18 protein-coding genes are annotated in these 17,233 nt (G+C 30.2%); 16 read left to right on the forward strand and 2 right to left on the reverse strand.

All coding sequences use genetic code 11. The features are described from left to right. Positions 1–15: 15 nt before the first annotated feature. On the reverse strand, positions 16–645 hold the full coding sequence (locus tag H0I30_RS00270) for an SOS response-associated peptidase family protein (RefSeq protein ID WP_218772315.1): 630 nt from the start codon (positions 643–645) through the stop codon (positions 16–18). 313 nt (positions 646–958) lie between these two features. Between H0I30_RS00270 and H0I30_RS00275 the strand changes: the two genes are divergently transcribed. From H0I30_RS00275 to H0I30_RS00290, 4 genes are all read left to right on the forward strand, one after another. Beyond that, positions 959–1,120 (forward strand): DUF1328 domain-containing protein, encoded by a 162-nt coding sequence (locus H0I30_RS00275; RefSeq protein ID WP_218772316.1) that lies wholly within the window; start codon positions 959–961, stop codon positions 1,118–1,120. A gap of 255 nt (positions 1,121–1,375) precedes the next feature. Further along, entirely contained in the window at positions 1,376–1,924 is a 549-nt protein-coding gene (locus H0I30_RS00280) for a hypothetical protein (protein ID WP_218772317.1), read from the forward strand. Between the two features lie 239 nt (positions 1,925–2,163). After that, the gene (locus tag H0I30_RS00285) at positions 2,164–2,667 is read left to right on the forward strand and encodes a Dps family protein (RefSeq protein ID WP_218772318.1); all 504 of its coding nucleotides are present in this window, start codon (positions 2,164–2,166) and stop codon (positions 2,665–2,667) included. Between the two features lie 58 nt (positions 2,668–2,725). Beyond that, complete coding sequence (locus tag H0I30_RS00290; protein ID WP_218772319.1) at positions 2,726–3,595, forward strand: mechanosensitive ion channel family protein; 870 nt, start codon at positions 2,726–2,728, stop codon at positions 3,593–3,595. 39 nt (positions 3,596–3,634) lie between these two features. Here the strand turns inward: H0I30_RS00290 and aroB are convergent, their stop codons facing one another. Continuing rightward, positions 3,635–4,693: a 3-dehydroquinate synthase gene (aroB, locus tag H0I30_RS00295; protein WP_218772320.1), complete on the reverse strand. Its 1,059-nt coding sequence runs from the start codon at positions 4,691–4,693 to the stop codon at positions 3,635–3,637. A 103-nt stretch (positions 4,694–4,796) separates the two neighbouring features. Here aroB and H0I30_RS00300 point away from each other — a divergent pair, with 103 nt between their 5' ends. The 12 genes from H0I30_RS00300 (at position 4,797) to H0I30_RS00355 (ending at position 17,205) form a co-directional block, all read left to right on the forward strand. Then, a complete protein-coding gene (locus H0I30_RS00300; protein WP_218772321.1) occupies positions 4,797–5,960 on the forward strand; it encodes a proline dehydrogenase family protein in 1,164 nt (387 codons plus the stop codon). Further along, positions 5,960–6,262: an LETM1 domain-containing protein gene (locus H0I30_RS00305; protein WP_218772322.1), complete on the forward strand. Its 303-nt coding sequence runs from the start codon at positions 5,960–5,962 to the stop codon at positions 6,260–6,262. The genes H0I30_RS00300 and H0I30_RS00305 overlap by 1 nt, the downstream gene beginning before the upstream one ends. Positions 6,263–6,329: 67 nt before the next feature. Beyond that, positions 6,330–8,102 (forward strand): translational GTPase TypA, encoded by a 1,773-nt coding sequence (gene typA / locus H0I30_RS00310; RefSeq protein WP_218772323.1) that lies wholly within the window; start codon positions 6,330–6,332, stop codon positions 8,100–8,102. 299 nt (positions 8,103–8,401) lie between these two features. Next, positions 8,402–9,259 (forward strand): ATP phosphoribosyltransferase, encoded by an 858-nt coding sequence (gene hisG / locus H0I30_RS00315; protein ID WP_218772324.1) that lies wholly within the window; start codon positions 8,402–8,404, stop codon positions 9,257–9,259. Positions 9,260–9,271: 12 nt separating this feature from the next. Continuing rightward, the gene (hisD, locus tag H0I30_RS00320; protein WP_218772325.1) at positions 9,272–10,558 is read left to right on the forward strand and encodes a histidinol dehydrogenase; all 1,287 of its coding nucleotides are present in this window, start codon (positions 9,272–9,274) and stop codon (positions 10,556–10,558) included. Continuing rightward, on the forward strand, positions 10,551–11,579 hold the full coding sequence (hisC, locus tag H0I30_RS00325) for a histidinol-phosphate transaminase (RefSeq protein WP_218772326.1): 1,029 nt from the start codon (positions 10,551–10,553) through the stop codon (positions 11,577–11,579). The genes hisD and hisC overlap by 8 nt, the downstream gene beginning before the upstream one ends. 68 nt (positions 11,580–11,647) lie before the next feature. Then, the gene (gene hisB / locus H0I30_RS00330; protein ID WP_218772327.1) at positions 11,648–12,781 is read left to right on the forward strand and encodes a bifunctional histidinol-phosphatase/imidazoleglycerol-phosphate dehydratase HisB; all 1,134 of its coding nucleotides are present in this window, start codon (positions 11,648–11,650) and stop codon (positions 12,779–12,781) included. Positions 12,782–12,785: 4 nt separating this feature from the next. Then, positions 12,786–13,367, forward strand: coding sequence for an imidazole glycerol phosphate synthase subunit HisH (gene hisH, locus H0I30_RS00335; protein ID WP_218772328.1), 582 nt, complete (start codon positions 12,786–12,788; stop codon positions 13,365–13,367). A gap of 10 nt (positions 13,368–13,377) precedes the next feature. Next, positions 13,378–14,097, forward strand: a complete 720-nt coding sequence (gene hisA, locus H0I30_RS00340) for a 1-(5-phosphoribosyl)-5-[(5-phosphoribosylamino)methylideneamino]imidazole-4-carboxamide isomerase (RefSeq protein ID WP_218772329.1) — start codon at positions 13,378–13,380, stop codon at positions 14,095–14,097. 80 nt (positions 14,098–14,177) lie between these two features. Beyond that, entirely contained in the window at positions 14,178–14,930 is a 753-nt protein-coding gene (hisF, locus tag H0I30_RS00345; RefSeq protein ID WP_218772330.1) for an imidazole glycerol phosphate synthase subunit HisF, read from the forward strand. Next, the gene (gene hisIE, locus H0I30_RS00350; protein ID WP_218772331.1) at positions 14,927–15,511 is read left to right on the forward strand and encodes a bifunctional phosphoribosyl-AMP cyclohydrolase/phosphoribosyl-ATP diphosphatase HisIE; all 585 of its coding nucleotides are present in this window, start codon (positions 14,927–14,929) and stop codon (positions 15,509–15,511) included. Before hisF ends, hisIE begins: the two co-directional genes overlap by 4 nt. A 293-nt stretch (positions 15,512–15,804) precedes the next feature. Continuing rightward, entirely contained in the window at positions 15,805–17,205 is a 1,401-nt protein-coding gene (locus H0I30_RS00355; RefSeq protein WP_218772332.1) for a fasciclin domain-containing protein, read from the forward strand. The last annotated feature ends 28 nt before the right edge of the window (positions 17,206–17,233 follow it).

Genomic DNA, 17,233 nt, shown 5'->3' on the forward strand with positions numbered 1-17,233 from the left:
TTAAAAAATAGATAGTTAAGATGCTATTATTTGAACATTTAGTTTAGTATCATAAGGATTGTCAATTAAATAATCAATTTCATCAATATCTGTTTCAGAACTAAGCCACATACTTTTAAATATTTTAGGTATTTGTAAAGGCATAACTTCGTAAATATTATTAAATGAGTTTAATTCTTCAGTGCTTTTTGTGTTTATAACAGAGCAGGTTATAAAACCATCGTTTGTTACATTGTATATGCCAGCTAAATAAAAAGGTTCTTGATTGTTTTTCTCTACCAAATAATTTTTAATGGTATTATCTATGACTTTATGGGTATAAAAACCTGTAACGATTAACAAGCACCTTCTAGTTAATAATGCTTCTTTAAATAATATATTTTTTTTGATCTCTAACTTATCTGTGTGCAGTGTATTTTTAATGTTTTGAAATTTACTCCAGTTTTCGGTGTAATTTTGAGGTAATAATCCCCAAATACCTTGGGTAATTATAGTTGGGTTCTCTGTCGTAATAAGACTAACAGTTTGTTCTTTAAGTCCGTTTATTTTTCGCTTAGGCTTATATAAGTAAGGGTATTTAAAAGGTAATTTAGTAAAGTCCTTTATCCGTTCTTTTGTAGCTATGTTAGATAGTTTGTAATTCATTATTGTTGTGTTTAGATTCTTCTAAAAGAAACACAAGGCTATTATTTAGTAAAAGGTGATTTACTTTTCTAAAAAAAAGATATTTAATATGCCCACACGTTTCTTGGTTAATATTTTACATGAACAAATTTAAATATAAGAGTAGAGTATTCTTACTTCAATAGAAACAGTTCTTAGCTCATTTCAATTTTTGAAGATGTTTTTAAATGAGTCAACAATCAAATTAAATGAGTAAAGCGTTATTTAAGCTTATAGGTAATTTTGTAGTGTACAATAGTTGTACTCATTATTATTAACTATAAAACAAAAAAATATGTTACGTTGGACAATCACATTTATTATTATAGCATTAATTGCAGGATTTTTAGGATTTAGTGGAATTGCTGGTGCAGCAACAAGTTTTGCTAAAATTGCCTTCTTTATTTTTATTATCCTTTTTGTTATTTCTCTTATTACCGGAAGAAAAAGATTATAAGAAATAAAATATACTATTTAAGAATAAACATGGTCTGCATGTTTATTTTTTTTTGCCTTTTTTCGAAATAATAATTTTTATGATATGAGCAAATAATGGCTCTAAACGAGCAAAGTATAATTGATTATTACCAATATCTTTGAAGTAGGAAAAGAAAATAATTGAAAGTTGTTATTAAGAAAAAGAAAAGAAATAAGGTGTTAAAAAGTGCGCGCTAAGCAAAAAAGCATTTGTAATTTTTAAAATATATTAAAAATGAAAAATTTATTCATAGGTTTATTGTTAGTAGGAGTAATTGCAACAGTAAACTCTCAAACAGAAGTTGTAAAAACAACAAAAGTAGAAAAATCACAAAAAGTAGATAAAGACGGTGTTAAATACGATACTAAGGTAAAGGTTGTTACTGAAAAATCGCAAAAAACAAAGTTTGATCCAAATCAGAAAAATAAATTAAATCAAAAAACGGTAGATAGCCCTGTTACGGTATCTAAAACAATAATGGTTGATAATGATAAAGATCCGCTTTATGATACGAAAACAAAAGTTATATACTTTAAACATAAAGATGTTAAATATGATTTTTTAATCAATCAAAATGATTTATTAATTACTTATAAATTAGATGATAAAGATATTACATCAGCGAAAGCATTAAAATCAATAAATAATAACTTTTATATTGTTGAAGGAAATGATTTTAACGGAGTAGGATATTTTAATAAGCACGGCGATTTTATAATAGAATATAAAAACAAAAAGTCAAATAAATTAGAATATGCAATTTTCGAGACGTTTAAAATGTAATATAAGAAATAGAACCTCTTTTTTATTTAAAAGTTAATTTTATTAAAATAATGAGGTCTCCCCGTATTGTATTTCAATACGAAAATCTCGAAAAGGATGAGTTTTACTCATCCTTTTTTTATGCTTAAAAATTTGAGAAAATGATATGAGCAAGCATCGATATTAAATGAGCAAACAGGCGGTAGCTTAACTACTTACTTTTGTAGGAGAAAAAAATATTAATCTAAAAATAAAACAATATGAGTTATTTAAATATGCAGAATGAAAATGTTTTACCAGTAGCAAAAGAATTAAATCAATTATTAGCAGATTATCATATTTACTATCAAAAATTAAGAAACTTTCATTGGAATATAGTGGGGAAAAATTTCTTTGAACTTCATAATAAATTTGAAGAAATGTATGGCGATGCTAGAATTAAGATAGATGAAATTGCCGAACGCATCTTAACATTACAATACCATCCTATTAGTAGATATAGTAGGTATTTAAAAATTGCAGCAATCTCAGAAGAAAGTCCGTTTCAAACCGATACAGATATGGTTTATATCTTATTAGACGATCATAAGGTTTTACTAGAGCAAATGTCTTTAATTATAAAAAGAGCAGAAGAAGCAGAAGATGAAGGTACGATTGATTTAATGGGTGGTTATATTGCTTCTTTAGAAAAAACTAGTTGGATGTTAAATGCATGGACTAAGAGTACTGTAGAACAGTTAAAAGAAGATATTGTTTTATCATAAAACATTTATCTATAAGAATATAAATTATTAAAAAATAAACCAATAATTAAAGTAAATTATGATAAAATTAAAAAATGCTATTCAAGTATATTGGAATGAATTTATACAACAAGTTCCCAATATTTTTATAGGAATACTTATAATAACAATAGGTTTTTTAATTGCAAACGCTATAGCTAAGATTTTCAGAAAAACAATTTCTGTAAGAACTAAAGACCCTTTAATGACTAATTTTTTAACAAAAACAGTTAAAGCAGGGTTGGTAATCTTAACGATAATGTTAGCTTTAAGAGCAGCAGGTTTAGGAGGCATAGCAACAGGTTTACTAACGGCTGCAGGTGCAGGTGCTGTAATAATTGGTTTTGCCTTTAAAGATATTGGTGAAAATTTTATATCGGGAGTAATTTTATCTTTTAACCGACCGTTTGATGTAAATGATACGGTAATGATTGGTGATATATTCGGAAAAGTAAAAATGATGGAATTTAGGTTTACAAAACTTAAAACTTTTGATGGTAGAGATGTTTACATTCCGAATAGTGATATTATTAAAAAGGCAGTTTATAATTATACAGAAGATGGTTATTATCGATTAGATTTTACCGTAGGTATTGATTATGAAGATGATGTTGATTTAGCAAAAAAAGTAATTATATATTCGGTTGTGAATACTGAAGGTGTAATTAACACAGATGAACACCAGTGTTTTGTTACATTAGATAGTTTAGGGGTGAGTACTGTTAATTTAAAGATTATTTTTTGGACAAAAACCAAAGAGTATAAACGAGCAGCATTAGAGGTTAAAAGTGATGTAATTAAAAATGTTAAAAGAGTAATTACTAAAAATGGCTTAAATATGCCAGCAGATATTACAGAAATTAAATTATATGGGTCTCAAGACAGTATACCAATAACAGTAACTAAATAAAACAAAAAAGCGCAACTTAAGTTGCGCTTTTTTGTTTTATTATGAGTTATAGTATTCTAAACTTTCAATTATTAATTTATTGGGAACTTTACAGTTTATTTGAAAGTCACCATAGTTTTTTAAGAGCACAAAGTTAATTTCTCCTCCAACATTTTTCTTGTCATGTTTCATTAATCCTGTAATAGAAGAGAAGTCTTCTTCTTTAATTTCAATTTTACCATAAATAACATGAATTGCTTTTTTAACCTCTTTAAGTTTATCCGAAGGGAAATTTAATATTTTAGAAGAAATATATGTTTCACAAACCATACCAATAGCTATGGCTTCACCATGCGTTAAATTTTCTTTATTAGGAGTGTCTAAAAAGTAAGATTCTATTCCGTGGCCAATGGTGTGCCCCCAATTTAAAACCTTACGAATATTTTGCTCTGTAGGATCTTCTAAAACAACTTCGTTTTTAATTTCTATAGAGCGGTGTATTAAATCTACAATGTTTAATTCGGCATTATCTTTAATTTCATTAAACAAACGAATATCGTGTGTCATTCCGTATTTAATAATTTCGGCAGTTCCCGACCTAATTTCACGAGCAGAAAGTGTATGTAAATATTCAGGATCTAATAAAACCATTTTAGGATTTGCAAATAAGCCAATCTGATTTTTTAAAACACCTAAATCAACTCCAGTTTTACCACCAACAGAAGCATCAACCATGCTTAATAATGTGGTTGGAATGTTAATGAAATCAATTCCTCTTTTAAAAGTAGAAGCAACAAAACCACCTAAATCGGTAATAACGCCACCACCCAAAGTAATTAGTAAGCTTTTTCGGTCTGCACCAAGTTCGGTCATCACATTCCAAACACCAACACAGGTTTCAATATTTTTATGAACTTCGCCAGCATCAATTTGAATTACTTCAATAGTTTTATCGGTTTCTAGTAAAGGCATAAAGCGAGGATAGCAATGAGTAAGCGTGTTATCATCAACTAATAAAAAAATAGAAGAGTAATTATTAATGCGAATTAAATTCGCCAATTCAGTATACGCTTTTTCATTAAAATGAATAGGGTATGTTGCTGCTTTAATAGAAGTCATTTTAATCTTTAATTTACAGCGAAAATAAATAGAAAAATTTAAAATATATCATACAGGTAATTTATATTTGTCTTTACAAATAAAATACTTTAAGACTTCAGTAATGAAACTTTTTAATAATACAGAAACTGCTTTTAAATTAAAATCTGACTCAGAGTTAGAAAGAGCCTATTTTTTATTTAAAATGATACAAAATCAACCAATGGTTCGCATTGGTACAGCAGTAACTAATTTTGCGTTAAAAGCGCACTTGCCTGTTGAGGGGTTAATTCGCTCTACTGTTTTCGATCATTTTTGTGGAGGTGTAACAGAAGATGATTGTTTACCGGTAATTGATAAAATGTTTGAAAAAGGCAATGTTCATAGTGTATTAGATTATTCTGTTGAAGGAAAAGAAGAAGAAGAAAGTTTTGATGATGCACTTAATAAAATTGTAAAGATTATACAGTTTTCTGAAGAAAAAAAATCAATACCTTATGCTGTTTTTAAGCCAACTGGTTTTGGGCGCTTTGCTTTATATCAAAAGTTATCAGAAAAAAAAGCATTAACCGTAGATGAGAAATCTGAATGGATTAGAGTTTTAGAACGTTTTCATACTGTTTGTAAATTAGCCGTAGAAAAAGATGTTCCGTTATTAATAGATGCCGAAGAAAGTTGGATGCAAGATGCTGCAGACGATTTAATTGAGGAATTAATGGAAACGTATAATAAAGACAAGGCAATTGTTTTTAATACATTACAAATGTACCGTCATGATCGTATGGATTATTTACGTATTCTGTATCAAAAAGCGCATCAAAAAGGGTACCACATTGGTATGAAAGTAGTTCGTGGTGCCTACATGGAAAAAGAAAGAGTTAGGGCAGAAGAGAAGGGGTACGATTCACCGATATGTGCCGATAAACAAGCCACAGATATTAATTATAACGAGGCAGTTCGCTTTATGATGGCGCATAAAAATATGGCTATTTTTGCAGGAACTCATAATGAAGAAAGCTCTTGTTTATTGATGGATTTATCTAAAGAATACAACATCGCTGTAAACGATAATCGTATGTGGTTTGGTCAATTATACGGTATGAGCGATCATATTAGCTTTAATTTAGCAGCAGAAGGATACAATGTAGCTAAATATGTTCCTTTTGGGCCTGTAAGAGATGTTATGCCTTACTTAATTCGTAGAGCAGAAGAAAATACATCGGTAGCAGGACAAACGTCAAGAGAACTTAACTTGTTAAAAACAGAAAGAAAACGTCGTAAGTTATAATGAATACTGTAGACGAAATAAAGGAAGCTATTCAAATAAATAAAAAGCGATTAGCACAAGAGCTTCAAGAAAGCAAAGAATTGGTTTTTTTGATTAAAAAATCGATTACCACAAACTTAACAGACGAAGAAAAAGCAAAGGTAAAAGAGCAAACAATAGATATTTGTAAAGCAATACCTGCTTTTACTGTGTTTATGCTTCCTGGAGGCGCATTACTGTTGCCTTTATTAATAAAATTAATTCCGGATATTTTACCAAGTGCTTTTAGAGTAGATGGTGAAGATATAATCGAAAAAAAATAATTCTACAACATTTATATAGTATTCATTTTTAATACACTACTTTTGCAGCTTTAAAAAACGAGCAAGAATGCAACCAATTAGAAATATCGCTATTATAGCACACGTTGATCACGGTAAGACTACCTTGGTAGATAAGATTATAGATCAAGCAAAAGTTTTAGACGATCGTAAAGAACGTACTGATTTATTGTTAGATAATAACGATTTAGAGCGTGAAAGAGGAATTACAATTCTTTCTAAAAACGTATCAGTAAACTATAAAAACACAAAAATCAATGTAATTGATACACCAGGTCACGCCGATTTCGGAGGTGAAGTAGAACGTGTATTAAAAATGGCTGATGGTGTTTTATTATTAGTTGATGCATTTGAAGGGCCAATGCCACAAACTCGTTTTGTATTAGGTAAAGCTTTAGAATTAGGATTAACACCTATCGTAGTTGTTAACAAAGTAGATAAAGAAAACTGTACTCCTGATATCGTTCACGAAAAAGTTTTTGACTTAATGTTTGCTTTAGAAGCTACTGAAGAGCAGTTAGATTTTACTACCATCTACGGTTCTGCAAAGAATAACTGGATGAGTACTGACTGGAAAAACGAAACTGATAATATCGTACCTTTACTAGATGCTGTATTAGAATCTATTCCAGAAACTAAATACAACGAAGGAACTCCACAAATGCAAATTACTTCTTTAGATTTTTCTTCTTTTACAGGAAGAATTGCTATTGGACGTGTTTTTAGAGGAGATTTAGAAGCTGGTAAAGATTACATGTTATGTAAAGCTGACGGTACAACTAAAAAAGTAAGAATTAAAGAACTACACGTATTCGAAGGAATGGGGAAAGTTCAAGTAGATAAAGTTCCTTGTGGAGATATTTGTGCTATTACAGGTATTGACGGATTTGAAATTGGTGATACGATTGCTGATTTAGAAAACCCAGAAGCATTACCAAGAACAGAAATTGACCAACCTACAATGAGTATGTTGTTTACTATTAACAATTCTCCTTTCTTTGGTAAAGAAGGTAAATTTGTAACATCTCGTCACATTCGTGATCGTCTGTTTAAAGAATTAGAAAAGAATTTAGCTTTAAAAGTTGAAACTACAGATTCTGAAGACAAGTTTAACGTATTTGGTCGTGGTGTATTACACTTATCTGTATTGATAGAAACAATGCGTCGTGAAGGATATGAATTACAAGTGGGAAGACCACAAGTAATTATTAAAATGATTGATGGTAAGAAACATGAGCCAATGGAAACATTGTCTATCGATGTACCAGAAGATGTTGCTTCTAAAGCTGTAAACTTAGTTTCTTTACGTAAAGGAGATTTAATGATTATGGAGCCTAAAGGAGATTTACAACACTTAGAATTTACAATACCTTCTCGTGGATTAATAGGATTAAGAAATAAAATTTTAACAGCAACAGCTGGTCAAGCAATTATTAACCATAGATTTAGTGAGTACGGACCTTATAAAGGAGACTTTACTGAAGAAGTAAAAGGAGCAATTATTTCTGCAGCAACAGGTAAAGCTACAGCATATGCATTAAACCGTTTACAAGATAGAGGTAAATTCTTTATTGATGTTAACCAAGAAATTTATATTGGACAAGTAATTGGGGAAAACAGTAAATCTGATGATATGGCTGTAAACTTAATTAAAGGAAAACAATTAACAAACATGCGTAAATCTGGTACAGATGATGCTATGAAAATTGCTCCAAAAATCGATTTTTCTTTAGAAGAAAATATGGAATACATTAAGGCAGATGAGTACTTGGAAGTTACTCCAGAAAGCTTACGTATGCGTAAAATTGTATTTAAAGCGTAATCTAGCTTTAATTATATAAAAATAAAAAACCACCTAAAATAGGTGGTTTTTTATTTTTATATAAAAAGCTTGTGTATTTTAAAATAAAGTGAAATATTTGCACTATCAAAAAAGAACAATGAACTTTATTCAAGCACATCATCATCATCACCATATTTGCACTCAGGCGAACTAAAGATGTATTGAATAAAATCAACATATATTTTAAACCCGTTTGAGTAAATCAAACGGGTTTTTTATTTCCACAAAGGAAATTATCTACACCTTAAGATTTACTCAAATAAATTAACAAAAACAACATGAGTAAATTAAGAATAGCCATTCAAAAATCAGGAAGACTAAATCAAGATTCATTACAACTTTTAAAAGATTGTGGTATTTCTATAGATAATGGTAAAGACCAACTAAAAGCTTCTGCAAGTAACTTTCCGTTAGAAGTTTTTTATTTACGTAACGGAGATATTCCTCAGTATTTAAGAGACGGTGTCGTTGATATTGCAATTATTGGTGAAAATGTACTGATAGAAAAAGGAAATGATTTAGAATTTGTAGAGCGTTTAGGTTTTTCTAAATGCAAGGTTTCTATTGCGGTTCCTAAAGAATCTAGTGCAAACTCTTTAAAAGATTTAAACGGAAAAAGAATTGCAACTTCGTATCCAGAAACGGTTAAAAAATATTTAGCTAAAAATAAAATTGATGCACAATTACACATCATTAATGGTTCTGTAGAAATTGCACCAAATATAGGATTGGCAGACGGAATTTGTGATATTGTTTCAAGTGGTTCTACTTTATTTAAAAATGGTTTAAAAGAAATAGAGGTGTTATTAACTTCAGAAGCAGTTTTAGCTAATTCACCATTAATTACAGAAGAAAGAAAAGCTATTTTAAATAAATTACAATTCAGAATTCAATCGGTTTTAAAAGGAAAACGTTCTAAATATGTCTTGTTAAATGCGCCAAATGATAAATTAGAAAAAATTATAGATATCTTACCAGGAATGAGGAGTCCAACAGTTTTACCGTTGGCAGAAGAAGGTTGGAGCTCTGTACACTCAGTATTAGATAAAGATGAGTTTTGGGATATTATAGATGAGCTAAAACTTAATGGAGCAGAAGGTATTTTAGTGTGTCCTATAGAGAAAATGGTTGTTTAAAAATTAAGGTAGATGAGAGCAGTAGAATTAAATAAAGATAATTGGGAATCGTTATTAAAAAGACCCACAAAATCTGTTGAAGATATAGCACAAACTGTAGATGATATTTTCAAACAAGTTAAAGAGTCAGGCGACATTGCAGTAAAAAAGTATACAGCCCTTTTTGATGGTGTAAATTTAGAAACACTAGAAGTTAGTTCAGAGGAAATTAAAAATGCCGAAAACTTAGTTTCTAAAGAATTAAAAAATGCTATTCAACAAGCAAAAGCAAATATTGAAATTTTTCATGCTGCTCAAAAAACCGAAAAAATTGCGATAGAAACAACAAAAGGAGTGCAATGTTGGCAAGAAAAAAGGCCTATAGAAAAAGTAGGATTGTACATTCCTGGCGGAACTGCTCCGTTATTTTCTACAGTATTAATGTTAGCAACCCCTGCGAATATTGCAGGTTGTAAAGAAATCATTTTATGTTCTCCTCCGGATAAAAAAGGAGAAATTAATCCTGCTATTTTATACACGGCAGCACTTTGTGGAGTAACTAAAATATATAAAGTTGGTGGTATACAAGCCATAGCTAGTTTTACATTTGGTACAGAAACGATACCAAAAGTATCTAAAGTTTTTGGTCCTGGAAACCAATATGTAACAGTAGCAAAACAATTGGCAACACAATACGGAATTGCAATTGATATGCCAGCTGGTCCTAGTGAATTATTAGTAATGGCGGATGACTCGGCTAATGCTGCATTTGTAGCATCCGATTTATTAAGTCAGGCAGAACACGGAGCAGATAGTCAGGTTGTTTTAGTGTCAGATTCATTAAATTTAATTGCCGAAGTATCAAAAGAAATAGATGCACAACTTCTTAATTTATCAAGAAAAGAAATTACAGAAAAAGCATTAAAAAACACAAAAGTTGTTTTAATTAAAGATGAGTATGAGGCTATTAATTTTGTAAATGATTATGCACCAGAACATTTAATTATAGCAACTAAAAATGATGACTTTTTTATAGACAAAATAGCTAATGCAGGTTCGGTATTTATAGGAAACTATACGCCAGAAAGTGCTGGTGATTATGCTTCAGGAACGAATCATACCTTACCAACAAACGGATTTGCAAAAGCATATTCAGGTGTTAATTTAGATAGTTTTACAAAAAGTATTACGTTTCAAAAAATATCCAAAGAAGGAATACAAAACATTGGTGAAACGATTGAAATAATGGCAGCCGCTGAAGGACTACAGGCGCATAAAAATGCTGTTACATTAAGATTAAAAGATGTTGAAAATGTTTAGTTTAGAAAAAATAGTTCGCAAGAACATTCAAAAGTTAAAAGCCTATTCATCAGCAAGAGATGAGTTTAAAGGGACAGCAGAGGTTTATTTAGATGCTAATGAAAATCCGTTTGGAACTTTAAATAGGTATCCAGATCCGAAGCAAACAAAAATTAAAGAACGTTTATCAACTATAAAAAACGTTGAGAATAATCAGATTTTTATAGGAAACGGAAGTGATGAAGTAATCGATTTAGCATTCAGAATTTTTTGTGAGCCTGGTAAAGATAAAGCGTTAACTTTTTCGCCTACTTATGGTATGTACGACGTATCCGCAAGTATTAATGATGTTGAGTTAATTAAGCAACCTTTGGTAAATGATTTTCAAATAAGCTTAAACCAGCTACAGCCATATTTAGATATGGAGGATGTAAAAATTATATTTATTTGTTCACCAAACAATCCAACAGGAAATTGTTTTGAGGATGAAACTATTCAGTATATTCTCGATAATTTTAACGGAATGGTAATTATAGACGAAGCTTATATCGATTTTAGTACAAGAGATTCGTATGCAACACAATTGGCTAATTATCCGAACTTAATTGTAAGTCAGACTTTTAGTAAAGCTTGGGGATTGGCAGGCGCAAGGGTAGGAGTTGCCTATGCAAATTCTAACGTTATAGATTTGTATAATAAAGTAAAGCCACCTTATAATGTAAGTACTTTAAATCAAGAAGCAATTATTGCTTCATTAGATAATATTTCTTTGTTCGAAGCGAATAAAAACACAATCATTAACGAAAAAGATCGCTTAATGAATGAGTTTAAGAATATAAAACTTATCAAAAAAATATACCCAACGGAAGCTAATTTTATTTTGATAGAAGTTACCGATGCAAATACAGTTTATAATACATTGGTCGCTAAAAAAATAATTACGCGTAACAGAAATAGTTTAGTAAACAATTGTTTACGAATTACCGTTGGTAGTAAAGAAGAAAACACACAACTAATTACAGCATTAAAATCAATCATATAATTACTGTCACATTGAGCATAGTCTAGAGATTTTAGTAGAAAATATTGATTTTAATAAAAAGAAAACACATGAAAAAAGTATTATTTATAGATAGAGACGGAACTTTAATTAAAGAACCTGCAGATGAACAAACAGATTCATTCGAAAAATTAGAATTTTATCCGAAGGTATTTCAAGGATTAAGTAAAATTGCAAATGAGTTAGATTTCGAGTTGGTTTTAGTAACCAATCAAGATGGTTTGGGAACCGAAGTATATCCTGAAAATAGTTTTTGGCCTGTGCACAATTTTGTAATGAAAACTTTAAAAGACGAAGGAATTGTTTTTGCTGAAGAAATTATTGATATCACTTTTGCAAAAGATAATCAGCCAACAAGAAAGCCAAATACAGGTTTATTAACCAAGTTTTTTTCTGAAGAATATGATTTAGCAAATTCATTTGTAATCGGAGATCGTTTAACGGATATTGAATTGGCAAAAAACTTAGGATCAAAAGGAATTTACATCAATGATGAAACTTTTTTAGGAACCGATGAAATTACGGTAAAAAGAAGTGATTTAGATGAATTTATTGCTTTAGAAAGTAGTGATTGGAATGCTATTTATGAGTTTTTAAAACTAGAAGAAAGAACCGATGGTATTGTTAGAAATACGAACGAAACCAAAATTGATATTCAATTAAACCTAGACGGAACAGGAAAAAGTAATATTAGTACAGGAATTGATTTCTTCGATCATATGTTAGATCAAATTGCGCGTCATGGGCAAATGGATTTAGATATTCAGGTTAAAGGAGATTTAGAAGTTGATGAGCACCATACTATTGAAGATACAGCCATTGCATTAGGAGAGGTTTTTAATAAAGCATTAGGTAATAAGTTAGGAATAGAGCGTTACGGATTTTGTTTACCAATGGATGATTGTTTAGCGCAAGTAGCTATTGATTTTGGAGGTAGAAATTGGTTAGTTTGGGAAGCAGATTTTAAAAGAGAAATGGTAGGTAAAATGCCTACTGAAATGTTTTTTCACTTTTTTAAATCATTTACCGATGGTGCAAAATGTAACTTAAATATTAAAGCAGAAGGAACAAATGAGCATCACAAAATAGAGGCAATTTTTAAAGCTTTTGCTAAAGCAATAAAAGTAGCTGTAAAGAGAGATACTAGTAAAATGATTTTACCATCAACCAAAGGAACGCTATAGTATTATGATTGCAATTATAAAATATAATGCCGGTAATATACGATCGGTTCAAAATACACTTAACCGTTTAGGTTATGAAAGTATAATAACTGATAATCCAATAGAAATACAACAAGCTGATAAAGTAATATTTCCGGGTGTTGGTGAAGCAAGTTCGGCAATGGCTTATTTAAAAGAACGTAAATTAGACGAACTTTTAGTATCTCTTACCCAGCCAGTATTGGGTATTTGCTTAGGTTTACAATTAATGTGCGCATCATCAGAAGAAGGCAATACAACATGTTTAGGTATTTTTGATACCGTAACAAAACAGTTTCCTCCTTTAATGAAAGTGCCACACATGGGATGGAATAACTTTTCAGAAATAAAACCATCAAAAATAGTAGAGAATCTAGCTATTAATGAAGATGTATATTATGTGCACGGTTATTATGCTGAAGTTTGTGAAAATACTATTGCAACTTGTGATTATATAAAACCATTTAGTTCGATTATGCAAAAAGATAATTTTTATGCCATGCAATTTCATCCAGAAAAATCAGCAAGCATCGGTGAAAAATTACTAAAAAACTTTTTAGAATTATAAAATTAAGAAAATGAGAATTATACCTGCCATAGATATTATTGACGGAAAATGTGTACGCTTAACAAAAGGCGATTATGCAACCAAAAAAATATATAACGAAAATCCTGTTGAAGTAGCAAAAGAATTTGAAGATAGCGGAATCGAATATTTACATTTAGTAGATTTAGATGGAGCCAAATCACAACACATTGTAAATTACAAAGTGTTGCAAGAAATTGCTGCCAAAACAAATTTAAAAATCGATTTCGGTGGTGGATTAAAATCAGATGAAGATTTACGAATTGCTTTCGATAACGGTGCAAGTCAGATAACGGGAGGAAGTATCGCTGTTAAAAACCCTGATATTTTTACAGGATGGTTAACAGAATATGGTAGCGATAAAATTATTTTAGGTGCCGATTGTATCAATCGTAAAATTGCTACACACGGATGGTTAGAAACATCAGAAGTAGAGGTGATTGATTTTATCATAAAATATGAGAAATTAGGAATTAAAAATACTATTTGTACAGATGTTGCTAAAGACGGAATGTTACAAGGTGCATCTGTTGAGTTATACCAAGAAATATTAAGTAAAAGTGGCGTTAACTTAATAGCAAGTGGTGGTGTTGCTAATATTGATGATTTAATACGACTTAAAGAAATAGGTTGTGAAGGCGCAATTTTGGGTAAAGCGATTTACGAAAATAGAATTTCGTTGAAGCAATTAGAAAATTTTATAATAAAATAATACATCATTGCAAGAAAGAATGATGAAGTGATCTTTTAAAAGGTTTCTTTGGATTTTAAAAATGATGATAACTATTAAATATGTTAAAAAAAAGAATAATACCTTGTTTAGATATCAAAAACGGTCGCACAGTAAAAGGTGTTAATTTTATTGATATTAAAGACGCAGGTGATCCGATTGAATTGGCTAAGCAATATGTAAAAGATGGTGCTGATGAGTTGGTGTTTTTAGATATTACTGCAACGCTCGAAAACAGAAAAACGTTAGTTGAGTTAGTAGAGAAAATAGCGCAAGAAATAAATATACCTTTTACAGTTGGTGGTGGAATAAGTACGGTTGATGATGCTTTGGCTTTGATAAAAGCAGGTGCAGATAAAGTAAGTATCAATTCATCGGCAGTTAAAAACCCGCAGTTAATAACCGATTTAAAAAATCGTTTTGGAAGTCAGTTTGTAGTAGTTGCTATTGATACCAAAAATGTAAATAATAATTGGAAAGTATTTACAAAAGGAGGAACTCATGAAACTGAGTTAGAAACGGTTGCTTGGGCTAAGGAAGTTGAAAAATTAGGTGCAGGAGAAATTTTATTAACATCAATGAATAACGATGGAACAAAAGCAGGTTTTGCGCTAGATATAACAAATGATGTTAGTAAAGCAATAAATATACCTGTAATAGCATCAGGCGGAGCCGGTAAAGAAATACACTTTAAAGATGTATTTACAAAAACAGAAGCGAGTGCAGGTTTAGCAGCTAGTATTTTTCATTTCGCTGAAATACCAGTGCCAAAGCTTAAAGAATATTTAAAAGAACAAAATATACCAGTACGATGAATATAGATTTTACAAAAGGAGACGGGTTAGTTCCTGTAATAATTCAGAATAATACCACATTACAAGTATTAATGTTAGGGTATATGAACGAAGAAGCTTTCTTAAAAACAAAGAAAGAAAATAAAGTAACTTTTTTTAGTAGAAGTAAAAATAGGTTATGGACAAAAGGTGAGGAGTCTGGTAATTTTTTAGAAGTGAACGATATTAAAATCGATTGTGATAACGATACTATTTTAATAAAAGTAATGCCAGCAGGTCCAACTTGTCATAAAGGAACTACTTCTTGTTTTGCGGAAGAAACTCCAAAAGGGTTTTTATATGAATTAGAGCGAATTGTTAGCGATCGTATAGATACTGATCATCCAACGTCATATACAAATAAACTATATAAACGAGGAATTAATAAAGTAGCACAGAAAGTAGGAGAAGAAGCGGTAGAATTGGTTATTGAAGCAAAAGATAATGATGCCGATTTATTTAAAAATGAAGCTGCCGATTTATTTTATCATATTGTAATTCTTTTAAAGGCGAAAGGATTTACATTAACAGAAATAGAAGCTGTTTTAAAAGAAAGAAATTAATTAAATTTCTTTTGTAAAACATTTTTCATAATAATAATAATAATTTACCAATACCTTTTAGTTAATTCTAGGAGGTGTTTTTTTTAACATAAAAATAACGTTTAACTTATTTGTCATTTAGTTAAACATTTGTATATTTGTGTATCACTAATTACTATAAGTATTAAGTGATATTTTTTATATCTAATTTTAATTTGTTTATTAATTTGTAAAATAAGATAAACAAAGTAATTTTATTTCAATAAAAATTATCAAATAACAAACACTAATTATTAATTAAAAAATTATTAAAAATGGTTATTAAAAAATTTAAAAGTATTGCGGCACTTGGTTTATTACTAAGTTTATCATTATTAACATCTTGTAGTGATGACGACGATCCTGTAGTTGTTATTGACAACCCTAAAGACATTATAGAGTTAGCTTCGGCTACTCCGTCATTAAGTATATTAGTTGATGCGGTTGTAAAAGCCGATTTAGTAGATGCTTTAAAAATGAATGGACCTTATACTGTGTTTGCACCAAATAACGATGCTTTTGCTGCGTTATTAGATTCAAACGATGATTGGAGTACTTTAAACGACATTCCTACTGAAACTTTAGCAACAGTATTAAAGTTTCATGTTTTAACATCTAAAGTAACATCAGCAGATCTTTCTGATACTTATGTTAAAACTTTAGCAACAGGACCAAACGATGAAAATTTATCATTACAGGTTGAAACTACTGGAGGTGTAGAGTTTAATGGAGATTCTAAACCTATAACAGTTGATGTTGAAGCAAGTAATGGTGTTGTACATATTATAGATAAAGTAATGTTACCACCTACTATTGTAACTTTGGCTTTAAATAATAGCGGACTTACAAGTTTAGTAGCTGCTTTAACAGATACAAGACATACAACAGATTTTGTTTCAGTATTAAATGGTGATGGACCATTCACCGTTTTTGCACCAACAAACGCAGCTTTTCAATCATTATTAGATAGTAATGATTCTTGGAGCTCTTTAGGCGATATTCCTATTGAAACATTAGATTCAGTATTAAGATTTCACGTATTAAGCGGAGCAAACGTACAATCAGCAGGTCTTTCAGATACTTATGTAAATACATTAGCAACAGGACCAAATGATGAGAGCTTATCATTGCAAATAGAAACTACAGGAGGTGTTGAATTCAATGGAGATTCTAAACCTGTAATAGTAGATATTCAAGGAAGTAATGGTGTAGTTCACGTTATTGATAAAGTAATGTTACCAGCAAACATTGTAACTTTAGCTTTAAATAATTCAGGTTTTACAAGTTTAGTAGCTGCCTTAACAGATGATAGACATACAACTGATTTCGTTGCTGTATTAAACGGAGACGGACCTTTTACAGTATTTGCACCAACTAATGCTGCTTTTCAAGCATTATTAGATAGCAATGATGATTGGAACGGTTTAGGAGATGTACCAATTGCAACTTTAGATGCAGTTTTAAAATATCACGTAGTGAACGGAGCAAATGTACAAGCTGATCAGTTATCAGATAATCAAGAAATTACTATGTTATCAGAAGGAATGGTAACTGTAGATTTAACAGATGGGGCTAAATTAGAAACATCAAGCGGTCAATCAGTAGTTATTTCGGTAACAGATGTACAAGGAACAAATGGGGTAATTCATGCTGTTAATAATGTTCTTTTACCGTAATTAAAGATATTTAGTTATTAAATTTAAG

It is taken from the genome of Tenacibaculum sp. AHE14PA (assembly GCF_019278465.1).
Classification (GTDB): domain Bacteria; phylum Bacteroidota; class Bacteroidia; order Flavobacteriales; family Flavobacteriaceae; genus Polaribacter; species Polaribacter bernardetii.

Coding starts and splice junctions, on each gene's coding strand:
- H0I30_RS00270 (WP_218772315.1), bottom strand. CDS start 645: ATGAATTACAAACTATCTAACATAGCTACAAAAGAACGGATAAAGGAC.
- H0I30_RS00275 (WP_218772316.1), top strand. CDS start 959: ATGTTACGTTGGACAATCACATTTATTATTATAGCATTAATTGCAGGA.
- H0I30_RS00280 (WP_218772317.1), top strand. CDS start 1,376: ATGAAAAATTTATTCATAGGTTTATTGTTAGTAGGAGTAATTGCAACA.
- H0I30_RS00285 (WP_218772318.1), top strand. CDS start 2,164: ATGAGTTATTTAAATATGCAGAATGAAAATGTTTTACCAGTAGCAAAA.
- H0I30_RS00290 (WP_218772319.1), top strand. CDS start 2,726: ATGATAAAATTAAAAAATGCTATTCAAGTATATTGGAATGAATTTATA.
- aroB (WP_218772320.1), bottom strand. CDS start 4,693: ATGACTTCTATTAAAGCAGCAACATACCCTATTCATTTTAATGAAAAA.
- H0I30_RS00300 (WP_218772321.1), top strand. CDS start 4,797: ATGAAACTTTTTAATAATACAGAAACTGCTTTTAAATTAAAATCTGAC.
- H0I30_RS00305 (WP_218772322.1), top strand. CDS start 5,960: ATGAATACTGTAGACGAAATAAAGGAAGCTATTCAAATAAATAAAAAG.
- typA (WP_218772323.1), top strand. CDS start 6,330: ATGCAACCAATTAGAAATATCGCTATTATAGCACACGTTGATCACGGT.
- hisG (WP_218772324.1), top strand. CDS start 8,402: ATGAGTAAATTAAGAATAGCCATTCAAAAATCAGGAAGACTAAATCAA.
- hisD (WP_218772325.1), top strand. CDS start 9,272: ATGAGAGCAGTAGAATTAAATAAAGATAATTGGGAATCGTTATTAAAA.
- hisC (WP_218772326.1), top strand. CDS start 10,551: ATGTTTAGTTTAGAAAAAATAGTTCGCAAGAACATTCAAAAGTTAAAA.
- hisB (WP_218772327.1), top strand. CDS start 11,648: ATGAAAAAAGTATTATTTATAGATAGAGACGGAACTTTAATTAAAGAA.
- hisH (WP_218772328.1), top strand. CDS start 12,786: ATGATTGCAATTATAAAATATAATGCCGGTAATATACGATCGGTTCAA.
- hisA (WP_218772329.1), top strand. CDS start 13,378: ATGAGAATTATACCTGCCATAGATATTATTGACGGAAAATGTGTACGC.
- hisF (WP_218772330.1), top strand. CDS start 14,178: ATGTTAAAAAAAAGAATAATACCTTGTTTAGATATCAAAAACGGTCGC.
- hisIE (WP_218772331.1), top strand. CDS start 14,927: ATGAATATAGATTTTACAAAAGGAGACGGGTTAGTTCCTGTAATAATT.
- H0I30_RS00355 (WP_218772332.1), top strand. CDS start 15,805: ATGGTTATTAAAAAATTTAAAAGTATTGCGGCACTTGGTTTATTACTA.